The organism is Providencia sp. wls1922, from assembly GCF_009706505.1.
Taxonomy (GTDB): domain Bacteria; phylum Pseudomonadota; class Gammaproteobacteria; order Enterobacterales; family Enterobacteriaceae; genus Providencia; species Providencia lanzhouensis.
The window spans coordinates 1-18,445 of record NZ_WLUG01000118.1 but is presented as its reverse complement, the minus strand read 5'-3'; the positions used below and the strand labels follow the sequence as shown (position 1 = coordinate 18,445).

Genomic DNA, 18,445 nt, shown 5'->3' with positions numbered 1-18,445 from the left:
ACTATTAATATTCGCTGTAATCCACTTCTTCGTCATTCAGCTCAACCATGACGTCAAAATGTTCCATGATGTCCATAAATGGTTCGAAAATACCGGAAGGAATTAAGATTTCATGGTAGGCATCATTACCGGAAGTCAGACCTAATAAATAGTAATCAAGGGCTTGTAGCTGCTGATTAGCGCGAACAAAAATTTGGTCTGGTCTTAAATCGTTTTTAGGGTCTTTAACGGCAAAATCTAGCTGAATATCCAATCCTTCGAACTCAACCGCATTTTCCAAAAAGCCTACAGCAGACTCACTGTCTTTCCAGTCTATCCAAAAGCTGTTTCCCATATTCGACCTGACAATAAGATCTGCCATTAAATAGCCAATTTCACCCTCTTCGATACGTTCGACGAACCCCTCTTCGTCTTCACTGATCGACTCTTTTAACTCTTCCTCAAATGAAGAGATATCCGTTTCCATATTCTCGATTGAATCTGGATTTAACAGCTTCGCCAGCTTGTTAACCACCTGCATAATATCATTGAAATGGTCGAGCGCTTCTGGGTTCATGCCCTGCATCGTTGTTCCTTATTTTTAGCGTAATTATCTGTATTCTCACTAAAATAGGTGATTCGGTATATCGACTAATTCCGATATTTACAATGAATTAATCCTGCACTGGCGTGCAAATTTCGATCAAAAAGCCATTTAGATCATGAACATAACCGATGGTTTGTCCCCAAGGCATCTCCTGCGCATCTTGTACCAACTTAGCACCTGCTTTAACCGCTTGAGCCAAAGCGTTTTCCACATTATCAGTCTCAAAAGCAAGTTCAAAAACAGGAGCATGCGGATTGGGAGCAACCGCGCCTTTACCTAGTTGGTTCATTAGTGCCAATGAAGAAAATGAAATCGTTGTGCTGCCAGTATCCAGCTCGCCATAATCACCACTTTCATGGAGAAAGGATTGTTTAAAACCAAAAGCTTGTTGGTAAAAATCGAGGGTTTTCTCTACATTCTCGACATACAAAATAGCATATTTGAATTTCATTATTTTCTCTCACGTCATAGGAAGTATTAGATAGGGAGTATTAGGCTTTGTCGATATCAAATTGCTTGGCAATATCCACCAGCCATTTTCGGATCACTTTTTCATCAGACTCGCTCACTCCACTTAATAATCTATTTTCAGTGGATTTAACAGCACCTTTGCATTGAAGTAATAATGCTTTCCCTAATTGGGTTATTTCAATAATTTGGATCCGCCCATGCTCAGGGTGCGGCAACTTAGAGATCATTCCCGCCTTTTCGAGGTTTTTCACAATCACACTCATGGTCTGCGGCGTTAATAATGATAGCCTCGCTAAATCAGCCCCTGAGGCTTTAGGATATTCTGCAATCATTAGCAACACAGAAAATTGAGGAAGCGTTACACCCACATCCTGCAAAACTTGTTCCATGCGAATACGATGAGCCGCGTGAGCCTGTCGCAGTAAATAGCCAATATGACCTGATTCCCCACGTTTGCCTTCCCCTATTTCAGGGATCATCGATGTATTAACTTTTGACTTGCGCATAATGTAAGAATTCGAATATTATTATCAGAGTTCTTATATTATCTGTTTGGAGCACAGAATGAAACCTGAAATTATTGGAAGAAGTGATTGGAATCAGTTTGAAAAAATCGCCCCTGAAGTCGTTGCTGCGATGGGAGAACTGGGAAAAGCCGTTAGCAATTCAGGGCTTGAAAAACCGCTCACTGAGTTACTGAAAATACGTGTTTCCCAAATCAACGGCTGTGCGTTTTGCTTGCAGTATCACTTAAACTTAGCCCGTAAATTAGGGATTGAAGCCGCTAAATTGGATCTTTTACCAACTTGGCGTGATGCCGGTATTTATACTCCCCGCGAACAAGCGGCGCTTTCTTGGGCAGAATCACTAACGCTAATGGCTGCTCAGCATGTTTCTGATGATGTTTATCAAGCACTACAGAATGAATTTACTGAATCCGAAATTGCGTTTCTAACCTCAGCGATTGGGGCGATTAACGCTTGGAACCGCATCGCGGGCGCTCTGCAATTTGCGCCACCAATTCCTAAATCGAGTTTGTAAAATCGTGCATCCCAAGGTGAATATCGCCCTTGGGATGGTTGATTAACGGCTATACCGCTGCTGAATAAATTGCGCGCACAGCATCAAGGTTAAGCTTATCAATACTGCCAGACAGGCCATCGCCATACCGCTGCCGATGGAACCTTGCTCAAACTGGCGCCAAACAAAAATCGACACGGTTTGCATACCCGCAGGCGCCAGTAACAACGAGGAAACCAGCTCTCGTGATGCCACCGCAAACACCAACATCATCGCCGCCACTAAACTCGGTAAAACCAACGGAAATAAAATCAGTCTCAGTGACGTCATTAACCCTGCGCCATGAACCCGTGCCGCATCGGATAAACTGCCGCCAATTTGCGTGAATGCCGCACTGCAATAACGCACGGGATAAGGCAGTAATAAGCAACTATAAGCGAGCAATAAAATTCCCCAAGTATGATAAGGCGTGATGGGCCAAAACGGTTGATTCCACGCCAAAATAAGCCCCACTGCGACCACAATGCCGGGAATGGCAATTGGCAGCAATGAAAGCCCATCCAGTAAGGCTGCTCCACGGATCCGCTGCGCGACGACCAGCCATGCACATAAAAAACCCAATATCCCCGTCAATATCGCTGTTGCCGTTGCGAGAGAAACGCTCGTCAATAAGGCATCGAGGGCTTCCGTATGGCTATTTAATAGCCCAGAAAAATGCCGGAGCGTTAGGTTATCCAGAGTCAATCCGCCAGAAACCGTATTGGAAAATGCCGTGCCAAACATAGCCAGTAACGGCATGCCAACCGCGCAAAGCGCCACGAAAGAAAACAAACACACCACGGGAATACGCCAAATACCCAATGAGCGTGTCACCAATGCCGCGGCTTTGCCCGTATTCGTCGCCACATTGCGCCCAGATACTAACGAACGCTGTAAGGTGTAAGCCAGTAGCGCCAAACTGGCTAATACCAATGACAGCGATGCCGCTCCCGGTAAATCTATCGGCCAATCGGCAAGACGCTGCTCGATATCCGTTGTCAGAACCCGAATACCATTCGGCGAGCCAATCGCTGCGGGGATCCCATACTCTTCAATCGCTAAAGTGAAGACCAGCAATAAACCAGCGGCAATCGAGGGCAAAGAGAGAGGCAATGTCACTCGCATAAATGCCTGCCATGCGGATGCCCCATGAACTTGCGCCACATCCGCCAGCCGGTTGCCATTCGCAGCCATGCTGCGAGAGACCGCAAAGTAAAGAACGGGAAATAAATTCAATGACATAATCACCACCATTCCCCCAAGGGAAAATAGCGCGCTGCCGGGGCTAATACCAAATAATTGCTGAGAATAACCATTCGGTTGCAAGGTTAACATCCATGAAAGCCCTGCAATATACGGTGGAATTAAAAATGGGATCAAAAATAGTAAGTCCCAAATACGGGCAAAAGGCAGGTTAAATAACCCACGTAAAGCCCCTAATGGAATAGCTATCACGGCACTCACCAGCGCCACACCTAAACCCAGTAAAAGCGTATTTTGCAGTAAATTTGCCAGTTCCGGTTCATTAAATAGATGGATAATCGGTTGGAAAATTTGGCTGAAATCCCCTTGTCCAAAATGCGGAAATAGCGCTTGTAACACAATAAAACTCAAGGGAATAATCACTAAAATCGCCAAGGCGATTAAGATCGAGAATGGCAATAAACGACGAGTCATCATCAGAAAATCAGCTCCTGCTGGGTCGCTAATGCCACCCAGCGGCGAGGAAGAGAAAACCGTTAGCGGAAAATCCCACTAAAGCGAGATAACACGCTGCTGCGCTCTGCACTATCAGTGGTCGGTTCTGGCAACAGTGTTAACGTCGAAAAATCAGGGCGCTTACCGGCAACATCCATTCTGGCTGGCATCAACCAGGCATCTGCCACGATTTTCTGACCTTCAGGGGAGAGCACGTAATCAATAAAAGCCTTGGCTTCATTTTGCTGTTTACTGCTATTTAAAATCATCATTGGACGTGGTGCGATGGCCGTTCCGCTGCTTGGGAAAATCACCTCGATGGATTCACCTTCCGCGATGCTACCATAAGCCACATAGTCGACTGCACCAAATACAGCCGCTTTTGCTCCTTGCAACACAGGCGTTAACGCTTGCGCATTCGGACCAGAAATCACCATGCCGTTGGCTTTTAATTCAGAGAATAGTGTCCATGCGGCTTCTGGTTTCGCATTCTGTAATCCCAACAATAAGTCTAACGATGCCCCTGACAATGCCGGGTCTGGCATGGTGACTTTATCCTTAAAGACGGGCTGCGCTAAATCTGCCCAGTCCGTTGGTTTCGGCGTGCCACTTTTACTGTTCCAAACGATCCCCAATGCGGAGATCCCTTGCGCCACATAGTATGGCGTTTTAAATTGCGCAGGCACTTTTTCGGCATTCGGGCTTTCATACGCCAGTAACCAACCTTTTTGTTGAAGGTCTACCGCGGTATCCCATGAAGCAGAGATCAAGACATCCACACGCGGGTTGGCTTGTTCCGCCTCTAAGCGCGCCATCACTTTACCTGTCGTAGCCTGAAAAACATCCACTTTCACGCCCGTTTGCTTTTCATACCCTGCCGCTAACTGTTTTGCCATCGCCCCTGGACCTGCGGTATAGACGGTCAATGCCTGGGAAGAAGCGGAAAATAGTGCACAGGATAATCCTAAACTCATTGCGATACCTTTCATGGAAAAATGATTTGATAACATTAGCTTTTGCATAACAGAGTCTCTCTTCATAAGGTGGTCAAACTGTCTATTTTGCCGTTTTGGATATGGGCAATTTGATGCGCCAATGCATGGGCTTCAGCCGGATCGTGCGTGACATAAACGGCGGTAATTTCTAGTGAACGAAGTAACTGCGCCATCTCATCACACAGAGCACGGCGCAAGGCAACATCGAGGTTAGAAAGGGGTTCATCAAACAGTAAAATTTCAGGTTCCGCGATAATGGCGCGGGCTAATGCCACCCGTTGCTGCTGTCCGCCTGAAAGGTCGGCAGGTTTACGCTTAGCAAACCCCGCTAATCCAACCCGCTCTAAGGCTTGGTTCACCCTATCCTCTATCGCTTGACTCGCCACTTTGCGCATACGTAAAGGAAATGCCACGTTCTGAAATACGGTCATGTGCGACCAAAGTGCATAATCTTGAAACACCATACCAAGATTGCGCTGTTCCGGCGGGACAAGTCTCTGGGAACTTGCGACCAGCTTTTTATTCAAGAAAATCTCACCTGAGCTTGGTTGCAATAACCCCGCTAACAGCTTCAATAAGGTACTTTTACCGCAACCAGAGGGACCTAATAGCGCTAAGATAGAGCCTTTTGCAACAGTCAGATCAATCCCATCCAACACCGTTTGATGAGCAAAAATTTGAGAGAGTTTGTGAATAGAAATCATCGGATGCTGCGAAGCAAATTGCGCATTCGCTGCGTTAGCTTTTTGAAAAGCATCCTGACTCCCATTCAATGAAGAGAGTGCGTTTAACATACATTGTTATCCTCTTTGGGACTTAATCGTTATCGAGGATGCTACGAAAGGAATGGGTCAGTGAGATGACAAATTTATGATGGAATAATGACAGGGTGAATAATACTGGCGGAACTATTAATAGTATAAATAAAACAGGAAAGGATGAGTCTTTTCACCCTTCCCGTCATTTTATTCAGTCGTCGATTGCGCTTGATGGACTGCAATATAACGCTGATAACGCTGCGGTTTTAAGCGGCTTAAATCCACCAAAACTAAACCGTCGATGCAGTCGTTGAACGCAGGGTCGGTACCAAAATCAATAAACTGCACCCCACCTGGCTCACACAGCTCGGTGTACTGTTTATACAGCGTCGGAATAGAGCAGCCAATATTGCTCAGTAAGCTTTTTAGCTTCACCAAATCTTCTTGGTAATTATTACCATCAAACTGAGCTAAAACCTGTGGTAGTGATGCCGGGTAAGGCTTACGAGATTGCGCCATTGCCAACTCAGAGGAAAAATAGAGGCGATAAAATGCAATCAGTAAATCACGCGCAGCAACGGGCATGCTTCCAGAGATAGACACTGGACCAAATAGATAACGATATTGCGGATACTTCGCTAAATACGCGCCAATACCTAACCAAAGATAATCTAAGCCGCGTTTGCCCCAATAGGCAGGCTGAATAAAACTGCGCCCTAACTCAATCCCTTGAGCCAAAATAGGCATCATGTCTTGGTTATAGTGGAACAGGCTATTACTGTAGATCCCCTCTAACCCTTTTTTCTCTAGCTGCTGCTCCGTCGGCACAAATCGGTATGCGCCCACCACTTCTAAATCCTCTTCATCCCATAAAATAAGATGGTAATAATCGTCATCGAAACTATCGAGATCACGGCGTCGACCGGAGCCTTCCCCCACCGCACGAAATGCGATTTCCCGCAATCGTCCTAGCTCACGTAAAATTGGCGTTCGCTCTTCTTGCTGACGCTGATAAAGGTAAATAATTTTACCATCGGGAGTCACGCCTAGTTGCTCACAAGCCGCTAAAGCCTTTTTCAGTTCAATACGATCTTCGGGTAACGCGATTGGGGCTTCACAGGTAAACAGCCCCGCTTTTCCTTTACCTAGCAGATACACATGACGACGAAACCGCTCTGCCAGCTCATTATCATTCGTTCGCCCGTCATACCATTGAGAAAACGGGATGCGCCCACCGATACGTAATTTGATGCGATTATTGCGCTGCTTGAACATTTCGTTCACCAGCATCAAAGCCGATAGTGGCTTATACACCAAGGATGTTGTGTAGAACAGCAGGCTGTTACGAGCTTGCACATGCACAGGAACAATCGGTGCGCGAGATTTGGCGGCTAAACGTAAAAAACCCGTGCGCCAATGGCAATCACTAATGCCTTTCGTGCTCCAGCGAGATACTTCCCCCGCAGGGAAAACAACCAAAGCTCCTTGGTTATCAAGATGAGATTGCATACCGACGACTTGCTGGCGGTTGGTGCGGTTGCCAACATTATCGACAGGAATAAATAAACTTTGAAGTGGCTCAAGGTAACTGAGCATTTGATTCGCAACGATTTTGACATCCGGTCGAACCGTTGCGACTGCGCGTAAAATGGCGAGCCCATCAAGAGAGCCAATCGGATGATTTGCAACAAATAAAACCGGACCTTGGCTTGGGATGTTTTCTAAATCCCCGTCGCCTAATTCGCAACGGACATTCAAATCATTCATAAATTGCTCGACAAGATCGAGCCCTTTTAGATGTGGGTAATCTTCAGCAAGCTGCTGGAAATCTCTTTCATGTAGTAAACGCTTTAATAATTTCCGTTTCCAAGCGGGCAGTGTTTGCTGCGGAAAAGCACTTTCCAGTAAAGCATCAACACTAAACATAATGAAGTCCTCTCACATGCGCGTTATTGGCAAATTTAAGTCATAATAATGACGAATAAATAACCACTTTGTGACAAGATTATGAAATAAATTATGCAAGAACTATACGTCATTGTCCGAGAAACCCTCGACACTTTTGACGATTTCCTCTCCATTTAGCTTTTGTTTACTTTTCACCTAAAAATATTTTCTTTTTATTCAGTTAATTACAAATTCAATCTCCGCTAAAAAAACTGGCACAAACCCTGCATTAGCTCTCCTGAAAGAGCGGGAAACCGCTACACAAAAATAGAGGAGCAATGTTGATGGAAAAAGTCATCACCGTCTGCCCGTATTGCGCCTCAGGCTGTAAAATCAACCTGAAGGTGGAGAACGGGAAGATCATTGGCGCAGAAGGCGCAAATGGTCACACAAATGAAGGGGAACTTTGCCTGAAAGGTTACTATGGCTGGGACTTCATTCATGACACGAAAATTTTAACGCCGCGTTTAAAAAACCCGATGATCCGCCGTCAGCGTGGTGGCAAATTAGAGGTCGTTTCTTGGGAGGAAGCCATTGAATTTGCAAGCTCCCGTTTATTAGCAATCAAAGAAAAATATGGTCCAAAAGCCATCATGACGACAGGTTCTTCCCGCGGTCCGGGTAACGAAGCTAACTTCGTGATGCAAAAATTTGTTCGTGCAGCGGTTGGTAGTAACAATATCGACTGCTGTGCTCGTGTCTGACACGGCCCTTCGGTTGCAGGTCTGCAGCGTTCGGTCGGTAATGGCGCAATGAGCAACTCAATTGTTGAAATTGAGGATACCAAATGTATTTTTGTCTTCGGTTATAACGCCGCGGACTCACACCCTATTGTCGCTCGCCGGATATTAAAAGCGAAAGAAAAAGGGGCACAAATTATTGTCTGCGACCCGCGTTATATTGAAACCGCGCGTATTGCAGATATTCACTTACCACTGAAAAATGGTTCGAATATCGCGTTATTGAATGCGTTAGCCTACGTTATCATCGAGGAAAATCTGTATGACCATGCCTTTATCGAGGCACATACCGACAAATTCGACGAATATCGTGCATTAGTGGCGCCGTATACCCCTGAGTCGGTTGAAGAGATCACTGGCATCAAAGCTGAAGATATTCGCAGAACCGCACGGATGTACGCTAAAGCTGAAAATGCCACCATTTTATGGGGCATGGGTGTCACTCAGTTCTATCAAGGGGTGGAAACTGTTCAGTCTCTCACCAGCTTGGCATTACTCACTGGTAACCTTGGTAAGCCGCATGTGGGTGTGGGTCCTGTACGTGGTCAAAATAACGTACAAGGTGCCTGCGATATGGGGGCTTTACCGAACACGCTACCGGGCTATCAGTATGTTTCGGATAAAGCGGCTCTCGATAAATTCGCCAAATTCTGGGGCATTGACGCTATGCCGGATGAAAATGGTATTCCGCTGAGTGAAGTCCCTCACTTTATCGATGAAGGTATTCTAAAAGCGCACTATGTGATGGGTGAAGATCCACTACAAACTGAGCCGGATTTAGCAACGATTCGCCGCACGTTCGACAAACTTGAGCTGTTAATCGTGCAAGATATCTTTATGACCAAAACCGCGTCGATTGCAGACGTGATTTTCCCAGCAACGTCTTGGGGAGAACATGAAGGTGTCTATACGGCAGCTGACCGTGGTTTCCAACGCTTCTATAAAGCAGTTGAACCTGTGGGGGATGTGAAAACTGACTGGGAAATCATCAGTTTAATGTCAACTGCAATGGGCTACCCAATGCACTACAACAACACCAAAGAAATTTGGGATGAGCTACGTGAGCTTTGCCCGATTTATTTTGGTGCGACTTACGAGAAAATGGCGGGATTGGCATACATTCAATGGCCATGCCGTACATTAGAAAGTGAAGGCACCGAGTACCTATATGAAGGTGGTAATTTCGATACACCAAATGGTCGAGGTCAATTCTTTACTTGCGAATGGCGCCCACCAATCGACCAAGTCAGTACTGAGTACCCAATGGTTCTTGCCACCGTGCGTGAAGTGGGTCACTACTCTTGCCGCTCTATGACCGGTAACTGTAAAGCCCTCGCATCTCTTGCTGACGAACCGGGTTTTGTTCAGATCAATACAGCCGATGCGAAAGCGTTGGGCATTAAAGATCAGGAACTGGTTTGGGTCTGTTCACGACAAGGTAAAGTCATCACTCGCGCAAATATCAGCGACCGCCCAAATAAAGGCGCTGTATATATGACGTATCAGTGGTGGATTGGTGCTTGTAATGAACTGGTCGCCGAGAACTTAAGCCCAATAACCAAAACACCAGAATACAAGTATTGTGCGGTGCGTGTTGAGCCAATCGCGGATCAACATAAAGCCGAGCATTATGTTGTTCAGGAGTATACGGGGATCAAGCGTCGCTTACGTGAGGCAGCCGAAGGTTTGTAGTTTATTTTGACGCTTTGCACTGTAGGAATGCGTATATAAAGCAGACCTACAGTGCAAATTATATTAAAAGCTACCGATATTAAAAATCACATAGCGATAATAAACATCGCCCTTCAATAAGCGATTAAAATAAAATATTAATCGCCATTAAAAATTATTTAATAAAAAAATAACCTTCCAACAAAATAATCAACATCCTTTATTTTCAATTCTTTTTTCCCTTTTTCTTTTTTCTGTTTTTTTAATACTCTCCAATCTCTAAATAATTCGCGTTGTGGCTAGGCGGCAGACGCAGCTAAGCCCTAGGAGCATACACAAGTATGTGACTAGGGTTAGTAAGGATAGCCAACAACGCCACGGCGTGAAGTATGACGAGATTAAGTATGTGACTCGAGTTAGCAAGGCCAGCCAACAACGCCACAGCGCGAATTATGACGAGATTAAGAGATTACTGGAATAGATCTTGAACACTAACCCCAAGTCTCTGCATCCTCGACAACAGCGTTGTTCTCTTTAATCCCAATCTCATAGCCGCCCCTCTCGCTCCGGCAACCACCCCATTGGTGGCTTTCAGTGCTTCAATAATGCGGTTTCGCTCATCATCGTCGCTCTCTGGTGCATCCGTCTGCATTTTTCGCTCTAATGCACTGGGCTTATTCAGAGCTTCTTTAATACGAGATGGCTTTGGGATATTTAACTCATGCAATTGAATATTCAGCGTATTCCCACGGGTTAAAATCACGGCACGTTCAATCACATTTTCCAGTTCTCGTACATTGCCTGGCCATGGGTACAAGGATAGCTGCGCCAATGCATCGCGAGGAATACAATCAATTTTACGGTTCATACGCTGCGCCATTTTCTTGGTGAAATAGGTCGCGAGCAGCGGAATATCTTCTGGTCGCTCACGTAATGGCGGGATAACAATCGGGAACACATTCAAACGATAATAGAGGTCTTCACGAAACTCTCGGCCTTCCGTCATCGCCTTTAAATTGCGATTGGTCGCTGCCACAAGGCGCACATCCACAGGGATAACTTTATTGCCACCAATGCGCTCAATCTCACGCTCTTGCAAAACACGTAATAATTTTGGTTGTAAATCCAATGGCATATCGCCAATTTCATCTAAAAACAGCGTGCTTTTGTCCGCCATTTCAAAGCGACCAATATGGGTGCTCGTCGCACCTGTAAATGCGCCTTTATCATGTCCAAACAGGTCGCTTTCTAATAAACCTGTCGGAATTGCCGCACAATTCATTTTAATCAGTGAACGTTGATGGCGATTGCTAAGCTGATGAACGGCTCTGGCAATTAACTCTTTACCAGTACCCGTTTCACCCAAGATGAGCACAGTGCTATCGCTACGCGCTACTAAATCCACTTGTTCCAGCACTTCACGCATCGCCTGACTTTGAAAGACAATTTCGCTGAAACTATTGGTGTTTTGGATTTGCTCATTGAGCCATAAATTTTCATTTTTCAGGCTATCTTTGAGGCGCGTGATCTCGCCATACGCTGCGGCATTGTCTACGGCTATTGCAAAGCGTGCCGCCACTTGTTTCAACAAAGTGCAGCTATCTTCGGTGAAAATCCGGTCATCTTCATGAGATAATACCAAAACACCCAATGGCTTATGATTGAATGCCAACGGTAACAGCAAAGTTTCCGTCATCCCTTCAGCACACAAATTTTGATACAGAGGGTCTTGAGTTTGACTATCGAGCGTTAAGCGCAGCGGTTTGTTGCTCTCTAAGACTTGAGCGAGATCCGCATGCAGTTCATTAAGATGATACTGGCTTTTTTTAACCGGTTTTGAGCGTTGATAATGGCTTGAATAACAAAGATAAACCGCGGAACTGACATTATCACAAAGGGCAACGCTAATTTGGCTAATACCAAAAAATCGGTAAATTTCTCGCGAAACTTCAGCCACTAACCCATCCATTTCAAGATGAGAAAGCACTGAGTTAGTGATGTCCACAAGGATCCTGAATTGGTCACGTTCATGACGAATTTGTTCGGTGGTTTCGGATATGCTCACAAAATCTCCAATCTCGTCCTAATCCGCTGCATTGCTAAGTCATTTATTTATTTTTCTGACTAACAATAATGAGAATTAGTTAGAGTTTTAAATTTTCATTTATAAACGACTTATTTATCAATAATAAAAATAAAAAAGTTTAATACTGTGATTAATGCGATTGCTGTTTTTGATTTAATACTAATATTGTAGTCATTATTTGAAAAAATAATATCAGAGTCTGATTTAAGTTTGATCCATTCACCTATTTTAGATATTGGCTGATTTAACCCAATATCTGCTTAATATCGATTTCATGCCTCTCGTCAATAATGTCGAAAACCGTGTCGAATATGAAATTTCTATTTTTTCGTGATTACCCTATAATATCTAACCGAATGATTTTATTAAATTAATTTATTTAACGAATTTGGCACGATCCATGCTTATCTCTAGGTATTGTCAGGATAAGACGAGGCAACCGAAATAAACCGGATCCCATGCCCGTTTACGATCATTCAGGAGAATATGATGAACCGTTTCATCATTGCAGACCCAAAGAAGTGCATTGGCTGTCACACCTGTGAAGTGGCTTGTGTGGTCTCCCACCAAGAGCAAGAAACAGGGATTGCCACCGTTGTAAAAGATGAGTTTTTTCCACGTATTCATGTACTCAAAGGCTATACCGTCAGCACAGCAGTGGTGTGTCGCCAGTGTGAAGACGCCCCGTGTGCCAATGTTTGCCCTAATGGCGCCATCAGCCGTAAAGATGATTTCGTGTATGTAGACCAATCTAAATGCATTGGTTGCAAAACCTGTGTTATCGCTTGCCCTTACGGCACCATGGAAGTGATTAGCCGCCCAGTTGTACAGCACACCACCGCACTCAATACCATTCCACAGTATCGTGCTGAGGCGCATAAATGCGACTTATGCCATACCCGTGAAGGTGGACCAGCTTGCGTAGAAGTCTGTCCTACAGAAGCCTTAATGGTCGTCGACAGAAATAAAATGGATGAAATTATCAAGGAACGCCGTCGTCGCGCAGCCTTTGAAAATCCAGCGGATATTTTGTCTTAAGGAATGACAAATGCATGAAGTTGCCTTATGCCAAAGCGCATTTGAGATTATTGAACAGCACGCTAAACGCAACCATGCTCGGCGGGTGACGGGTGTGTGGTTAGAACTCAGCGCCGTCTCTTGCGTAGAGGAATCCGCCGTACATTTTTGTTTTGATATTATTTGCCGCAACACCCTCGCCCAAGGTGCCGAATTACATATCGTGATTTCCCCTGCACAAGCACAATGCCGAGATTGTCAGTATCAGGTACAAATAACCAAATTTGGTGAAGGATGCCCCCATTGCGGCAGCCAAAATTTAATTGTCGACAGTGCTAGCGCCATGCAAGTGAAGCAGATTGAAGTTGAATAACCCGTTTAGGAGCCAGTTATGTGTTTAGGTATTCCCGGTCAAGTGGTTGCCGTTGGTCAAACCCCCATGGATAGTGCCCAAGTGGATGTTTGTGGTGTCCAGCGTGAAGTGAATATTGCCCTCGTATGCGAAGGGGATACCGAGAGCATGGTCGGTAAATGGGTATTAGTTCACGTCGGTTTCGCCATGAGTATTCTTGATGAAAAAGAAGCTAGAGATACCTTAGAAGCGTTAATGGCAATGGAAGAAGTTGAGGAAGATGTAGGATATTTTTTGCGAGGAAACGCGTGATAATACGTGTTTATTCCCCCCACTGCTTTTTGTATTTCGCCCCTTTTTACGCATCAAAAAAACCTGACACACTTTTGTGTCAGGTTTCATTAATTACCGTTTTACTCAATCAAACTATCAATCACACTCTGTAATTAGATAGCCTCAACTGGCACATAAACCGGCCACCAAGATTGTGTTCTCACCATTTCAACTTCAGAATCGCTGGCATTAACCCCTGCTACACCTTGGCTTTTCGCCATACGTAAAACAGCAAGAGCAACGATACTTGAAGTGATACGTAAATCTTCATTCGATGGTAATAACGATGCACCTTCTGAGCCTAATGTTGCTTGGCTTGCCACAGCTTGAACTGCGGCAAAAATCATTTCATCGGTAATTTTCGTGGCTTTAGACACGATAGCACCGAAGCCTAGCCCCGGATAAAGCGCAGCGTTATTTGCCTGACCGATTTTGTAGCAAACACCGTTATAAATCACATCATCAAATGGCGCACCCGTTGCCACAAACACTTTACCTTCAGTCCATTCAATTAAATGCTGTGGTGTTGCTTCATGCAGTAATGTTGGGTTTGATAATGGGAAAATAATTGGGCGTTCAACGTGGCTTGCCATGCTGCGAACGATATCTTGAGTGAAAGCACCCGGAGTGGTTGATGTACCAATTAAAATTGTTGGTTTTACATTCTCGACAACCGTTGCTAAGTCAATAATACCTTTAGCTTTATTCTGTTTCGCAAGGATATCCGCCATATCCGGCCAGCGGGTTTGTGCTTCAACAGAAACATCAACAATCTTTCTTGGATAATTGGCAACATCTTGGCTGTTTTTCGCATAATCTTTTTGGAAATACAGTAAGCTGTCGACCATGTCAGTTGTCAGTAGTCCCGGCAAGTCAATTAACCAAATGCGAGAAATGGCTTCTTCACGAGATAGGCCACTACGGATCATTTGGTCACGAATTTGGTCTGCAATACCACAACCCGCAGTTCCTGCACCAAAGATAACCACTTTTTGCTCAGTCCAAGGCGTTTTACTTAATTTCACCGCATTCAATAAGCCCGACAATACAATGGCACCCGTGCCTTGCACATCATCGTTAAATGTCGCGAAATTCGCTCTGTATTTATCCAAAATGCGACGCGCATTTGTTGAACCAAAATCTTCCCAGTGCATCACTGCATTTGGAAATAGCTTTCTTGCCGCTTTGACATAAGCATCAACAAAATCGTCATAGACTTTGCCTTGAATACGCTCATGACGATTACCCACATACGATGGATCATTTAACAGTTTTTCATTGTTAGTCCCGACATCGAGAACAACAGGAATAACACTGTGAGGATCTACACCCGCAGCGGCAGTATAAACAGCCAGCTTACCGACTGAAATATCGATACCATTAGAACCCCAGTCTCCGATACCTAAGATTTCTTCTGCGTCAGTGGTCACGATCAATCGAATATCACCACCTTCAGCACCGAATGCACGCAGCTTTTCTTCGATTAATTCAGGTTCATTAATACTGAGGAAGATCCCGCGAGGACGAGTAATAATCTCGCTATAGTTTTCAATAGCATCGCCGACAACTGGGTCATAAACAACTGGCAGCATTTCCAGCATATGACGTTGTAATAATGCATAGAATAATGTCACGTTATTATCGTGCAAACGCCACATGTAAATATGTTTATCTAAATCAGAATGGCATCCACGGTAAGCGTGATAGGCACGGTTTAATTGTGTTTCCATATCCTCAGTTACAACAGGAGGAAGAATACCATTTAAGTCCAGCGCTTTGCGTTCTTCTTCAGTAAAAGCCGTTCCTTTATTTAATGATGGATCGCGTAATACTTCATATCCTCTTGCAGTGGTTTTAATTTTACGAATGTTATTTTCCACAACAACTTTAGCTTGTCGATTATACATAATTAATACCTTTTAATTTAAATATTATAATTCAGAGAAAACTACGCGCCAGATAGACCATTTCCTGTCATATCAATCGGATTAACATATTTATTAAAATCTTCTTCACTTATTTTTCCAGAAGCGATTGCAGATTCTTTCAATGTGATATTTTTCGCTATTGCATTTTCAGCAATATGCGCTGCATTTTGATAACCAATAATTGGGGATAATGCCGTCACTAACATGACACTATTGTCCACATACTCGGTTATTTTCGTATTATTTAATTCAGTGCCTTCTACTGAATATTCCATAAATTTACGACAACCATCAGAAATAATACGAATGGAATGCAGGAGGTTATTAATAATTACCGGTCTCATCGCATTTAATTCAAAATTACCTTGGCTACCTGATATCGCAATCGCAGCATCATTCCCCATAACCTGAATACCAATCATGACCATCGCTTCACATTGGGTTGGGTTGACCTTGCCGGGCATGATAGATGAACCAGGTTCATTAGATGGCAATATTAATTCGCTGAAACCACAACGAGGACCCGACGCTAGCCAGCGCATATCATTCGCAATTTTGATCAGTGCCACTGCCAGTCCGCGAATAGCCGCATGTGTGCGAACTAATGCATCAAGAGAGCCTTGAGCCGTAAATTTGTTGGGTGCTGTTATAAACGGTTTTTGAGTTAATTCCGCTATCTTATCTGCGACATCTTTTGAAAAGCCTTTTGGCGCGTTTAATCCTGTACCAACAGCCGTGCCGCCAACAGCAAGTTTATAAAGATCTTGCTGACTACGTTTAATGTCATCTAGCGCATCGCGTAATTGACCCGCCCAACCGTGCCACTCTTGTCCCACGGTTAAAGGCACTGCATCTTCGAGGTGGGTACGACCGATCTTAACGACAGCCATCCACGAATCAGCTTTCTTTTCAATAAGTTGAATTAAATCTTCAATGCTCGGAATTAATTGTTCATCAAGCGCAAAAATAGCGGCGATGTGCATTGCAGTAGGGAATGTATCATTGGAAGACTGACCCATGTTGACATCATCATTGGGTCCAACGGGCAATTGTGTTCCTAATGAGCCACCGAGTAATTGAATAGCTCGGTTAGAAATGACCTCATTCACATTCATATTAGATTGTGTGCCAGAGCCTGTCTGCCATACATAAAGCGGATAATGCTCATCCAATTGACCATGAATAGTTTCATCAGCAGCGATAACGATCGCTTCTTTTTTCCATTCAGCTAATCGACCTGCTTCGCAGTTAACCAACGCACAAGCTTTTTTTACATAGCCATACGCGTGGTAAACCGATTTTGGCATTAAATCATCGCCAATATTAAAGTGCTGTAATGAACGTTGAGTCTGTGCCCCCCAATAACGATTTGCAGGAACATTTACTTTTCCCATGCTATCGAATTCTTCACGGGTGCCTGTTTCATTAATACCAATAGGGATGCTCTTATTTAGAATATAATCTGTCATTACAATAACTCCATTTTAAATATAAAACATATGAGCAATTCCTATACTAAGTTAAAAGAATTAATTAAACATCAAATACCAAACATACGTTTAAATAAGACATTAAAGGTATCAAGATAACAAAAATGTAGTTTAAAATATAAAAAATAAATTACCTGCCAATTTTTTATAAAAAATAATTATCGCAAACAGACTGTCTATTTCATCCAAAAATCATATAAAGACTAAAGTTTCAAAATAGCATTAAAAACAATATAATGTATTATCAATCTTATCTTTTAATGATAATTAAAATAAATTGAATAATTTAATTATATTAAGAATATCGTTAAATCACTGACATAAAAATAAATAACTCATTTATTGAGTTAAATATTTAAATTAAATAAACTTGAATTACAAAATAAACCAACAGAACAAAAATAACTACTGAAATATAAATGAAATAATAATATTTATTATACATAACATTATAAAAAAGAGCTAAAAACATGTTATTCATTTAAAATACAAGGTGATATGCCCAATGAGTTTATCTTCAGTTTAATATGCATTAATCTCAAAAAAATCATCCTTAATTATGCTTATGCAAAAATAAAGATCATCACAACTCAACAATACTGAAGAGAAGCACTTTATAATAGTGATAATACCCGCCTTAGTTAGTCATTGAATCGAGATTCACGCACAAAACGAGTGACGAGTTTAATATTCATATCGATGCCATATTAAACACTGGATTTACGCAATTTTAGAGGAATAACCAAGTTTTCAGGGTGGAAAGTTGTGGTTTTCAGTAAAAACCGCACTGCATCCCTGTAGCGCGGTCTATTTATTCCCTTAATATTCTATCCTTTAATTAAAGGCTTCCAGTTTATCGTTACTCACCCTCAAATAACCGGAATCCCCCTACCCCTTCCCATGTTGGTAAGGCTTGATAAACTTGCTCGACGGCGGCAACCACTTTGTCATTCATCGGCATATAAAAACCTACTAAATCGGGCTGAATGCCTAAGAAAATGATTTCTCCGACATCCTCTTTTAACTGGTCGATAAGAAAATTCAGCGGCAGGTTATGGGTGCTCATAATAAACATTTCAGCGATATCATCGGGGTCGATAACCCGGATTTCACCAGGTGCTAAACCAATATCCGCAGCATCCACAATTAATAAACGCTGAGGTTTTAACGCTCGCACTTGGTGAGAAACACTTTCAGGACTACTGCCACCGTTAATTGCCACCCAGCCATCAATCGGGGCTTGCTGCATGAGGTCGAATAGCATTGGGCCTGCGCCATCATCCCCCATCATGCTATTGCCCACCGCCAGCATCA

At 43.5% G+C, this 18,445-nt stretch carries 16 protein-coding genes; 5 read left to right on the top strand and 11 right to left on the bottom strand.

All coding sequences use genetic code 11. From position 1 onward, the window contains the following. Window positions 1-4 precede the first annotated feature (4 nt). From GKR71_RS19130 to GKR71_RS19120, 3 genes are all read right to left on the bottom strand, one after another. Window positions 5-565, bottom strand: coding sequence for a DUF6630 family protein (locus GKR71_RS19130; protein WP_036949203.1), 561 nt, complete (start codon window positions 563-565; stop codon window positions 5-7). Between the two features lie 88 nt (window positions 566-653). Next, window positions 654-1,037 (bottom strand): VOC family protein, encoded by a 384-nt coding sequence (locus GKR71_RS19125; RefSeq protein ID WP_108479531.1) that lies wholly within the window; start codon window positions 1,035-1,037, stop codon window positions 654-656. Window positions 1,038-1,077: 40 nt separating this feature from the next. Beyond that, entirely contained in the window at window positions 1,078-1,563 is a 486-nt protein-coding gene (locus tag GKR71_RS19120; RefSeq protein ID WP_036949201.1) for a MarR family winged helix-turn-helix transcriptional regulator, read from the bottom strand. Between the two features lie 58 nt (window positions 1,564-1,621). Between GKR71_RS19120 and GKR71_RS19115 the strand changes: the two genes are divergently transcribed. Continuing rightward, window positions 1,622-2,098: a carboxymuconolactone decarboxylase family protein gene (locus GKR71_RS19115; RefSeq protein WP_036949199.1), complete on the top strand. Its 477-nt coding sequence runs from the start codon at window positions 1,622-1,624 to the stop codon at window positions 2,096-2,098. A gap of 42 nt (window positions 2,099-2,140) precedes the next feature. Here GKR71_RS19115 and GKR71_RS19110 read toward each other — a convergent pair whose 3' ends face one another. The 4 genes from GKR71_RS19110 to GKR71_RS19095 form a co-directional block, all read right to left on the bottom strand. Further along, entirely contained in the window at window positions 2,141-3,793 is a 1,653-nt protein-coding gene (locus GKR71_RS19110) for an ABC transporter permease (RefSeq protein WP_154599980.1), read from the bottom strand. A gap of 62 nt (window positions 3,794-3,855) precedes the next feature. Beyond that, entirely contained in the window at window positions 3,856-4,803 is a 948-nt protein-coding gene (locus GKR71_RS19105) for an ABC transporter substrate-binding protein (protein ID WP_442959334.1), read from the bottom strand. Window positions 4,804-4,850: 47 nt separating this feature from the next. Continuing rightward, complete coding sequence (locus GKR71_RS19100; RefSeq protein WP_154599968.1) at window positions 4,851-5,603, bottom strand: ABC transporter ATP-binding protein; 753 nt, start codon at window positions 5,601-5,603, stop codon at window positions 4,851-4,853. A gap of 171 nt (window positions 5,604-5,774) precedes the next feature. After that, window positions 5,775-7,493 (bottom strand): lysophospholipid acyltransferase family protein, encoded by a 1,719-nt coding sequence (locus GKR71_RS19095; RefSeq protein ID WP_036949195.1) that lies wholly within the window; start codon window positions 7,491-7,493, stop codon window positions 5,775-5,777. Window positions 7,494-7,798: 305 nt separating this feature from the next. On the opposite strand from GKR71_RS19095, the gene fdhF reads away from it, so the two are divergent. Beyond that, the gene (gene fdhF, locus GKR71_RS19090; RefSeq protein WP_080675601.1) at window positions 7,799-9,946 is read left to right on the top strand and encodes a formate dehydrogenase subunit alpha; all 2,148 of its coding nucleotides are present in this window, start codon (window positions 7,799-7,801) and stop codon (window positions 9,944-9,946) included. A gap of 448 nt (window positions 9,947-10,394) precedes the next feature. Here fdhF and GKR71_RS19085 read toward each other — a convergent pair whose 3' ends face one another. After that, window positions 10,395-11,990, bottom strand: a complete 1,596-nt coding sequence (locus GKR71_RS19085; protein WP_051422564.1) for a sigma 54-interacting transcriptional regulator — start codon at window positions 11,988-11,990, stop codon at window positions 10,395-10,397. Window positions 11,991-12,500: 510 nt separating this feature from the next. Between GKR71_RS19085 and hydN the strand changes: the two genes are divergently transcribed. The 3 genes from hydN to hybG are packed head-to-tail and all read left to right on the top strand — an operon-like array spanning window position 12,501 to window position 13,692. Then, window positions 12,501-13,049, top strand: coding sequence for an electron transport protein HydN (gene hydN, locus GKR71_RS19080; protein WP_036949191.1), 549 nt, complete (start codon window positions 12,501-12,503; stop codon window positions 13,047-13,049). A 10-nt stretch (window positions 13,050-13,059) separates the two neighbouring features. After that, complete coding sequence (hypA, locus tag GKR71_RS19075; RefSeq protein WP_036949189.1) at window positions 13,060-13,401, top strand: hydrogenase maturation nickel metallochaperone HypA; 342 nt, start codon at window positions 13,060-13,062, stop codon at window positions 13,399-13,401. Window positions 13,402-13,419: 18 nt separating this feature from the next. Continuing rightward, window positions 13,420-13,692 (top strand): hydrogenase maturation factor HybG, encoded by a 273-nt coding sequence (hybG, locus tag GKR71_RS19070; protein WP_036949187.1) that lies wholly within the window; start codon window positions 13,420-13,422, stop codon window positions 13,690-13,692. Window positions 13,693-13,826: 134 nt separating this feature from the next. Here hybG and GKR71_RS19065 read toward each other — a convergent pair whose 3' ends face one another. The 3 genes from GKR71_RS19065 to hycI all read right to left on the bottom strand — a co-directional run bounded on the left by GKR71_RS19065 (window position 13,827) and on the right by hycI (window position 18,443). Continuing rightward, window positions 13,827-15,620: an NAD-dependent malic enzyme gene (locus tag GKR71_RS19065; RefSeq protein WP_036949186.1), complete on the bottom strand. Its 1,794-nt coding sequence runs from the start codon at window positions 15,618-15,620 to the stop codon at window positions 13,827-13,829. Between the two features lie 41 nt (window positions 15,621-15,661). Next, complete coding sequence (gene fumC, locus GKR71_RS19060) at window positions 15,662-17,110, bottom strand: class II fumarate hydratase (protein WP_154599970.1); 1,449 nt, start codon at window positions 17,108-17,110, stop codon at window positions 15,662-15,664. Window positions 17,111-17,990: 880 nt separating this feature from the next. Next, entirely contained in the window at window positions 17,991-18,443 is a 453-nt protein-coding gene (hycI, locus tag GKR71_RS19055) for a hydrogenase maturation peptidase HycI (RefSeq protein WP_154634725.1), read from the bottom strand. Window positions 18,444-18,445 lie beyond the last annotated feature (2 nt).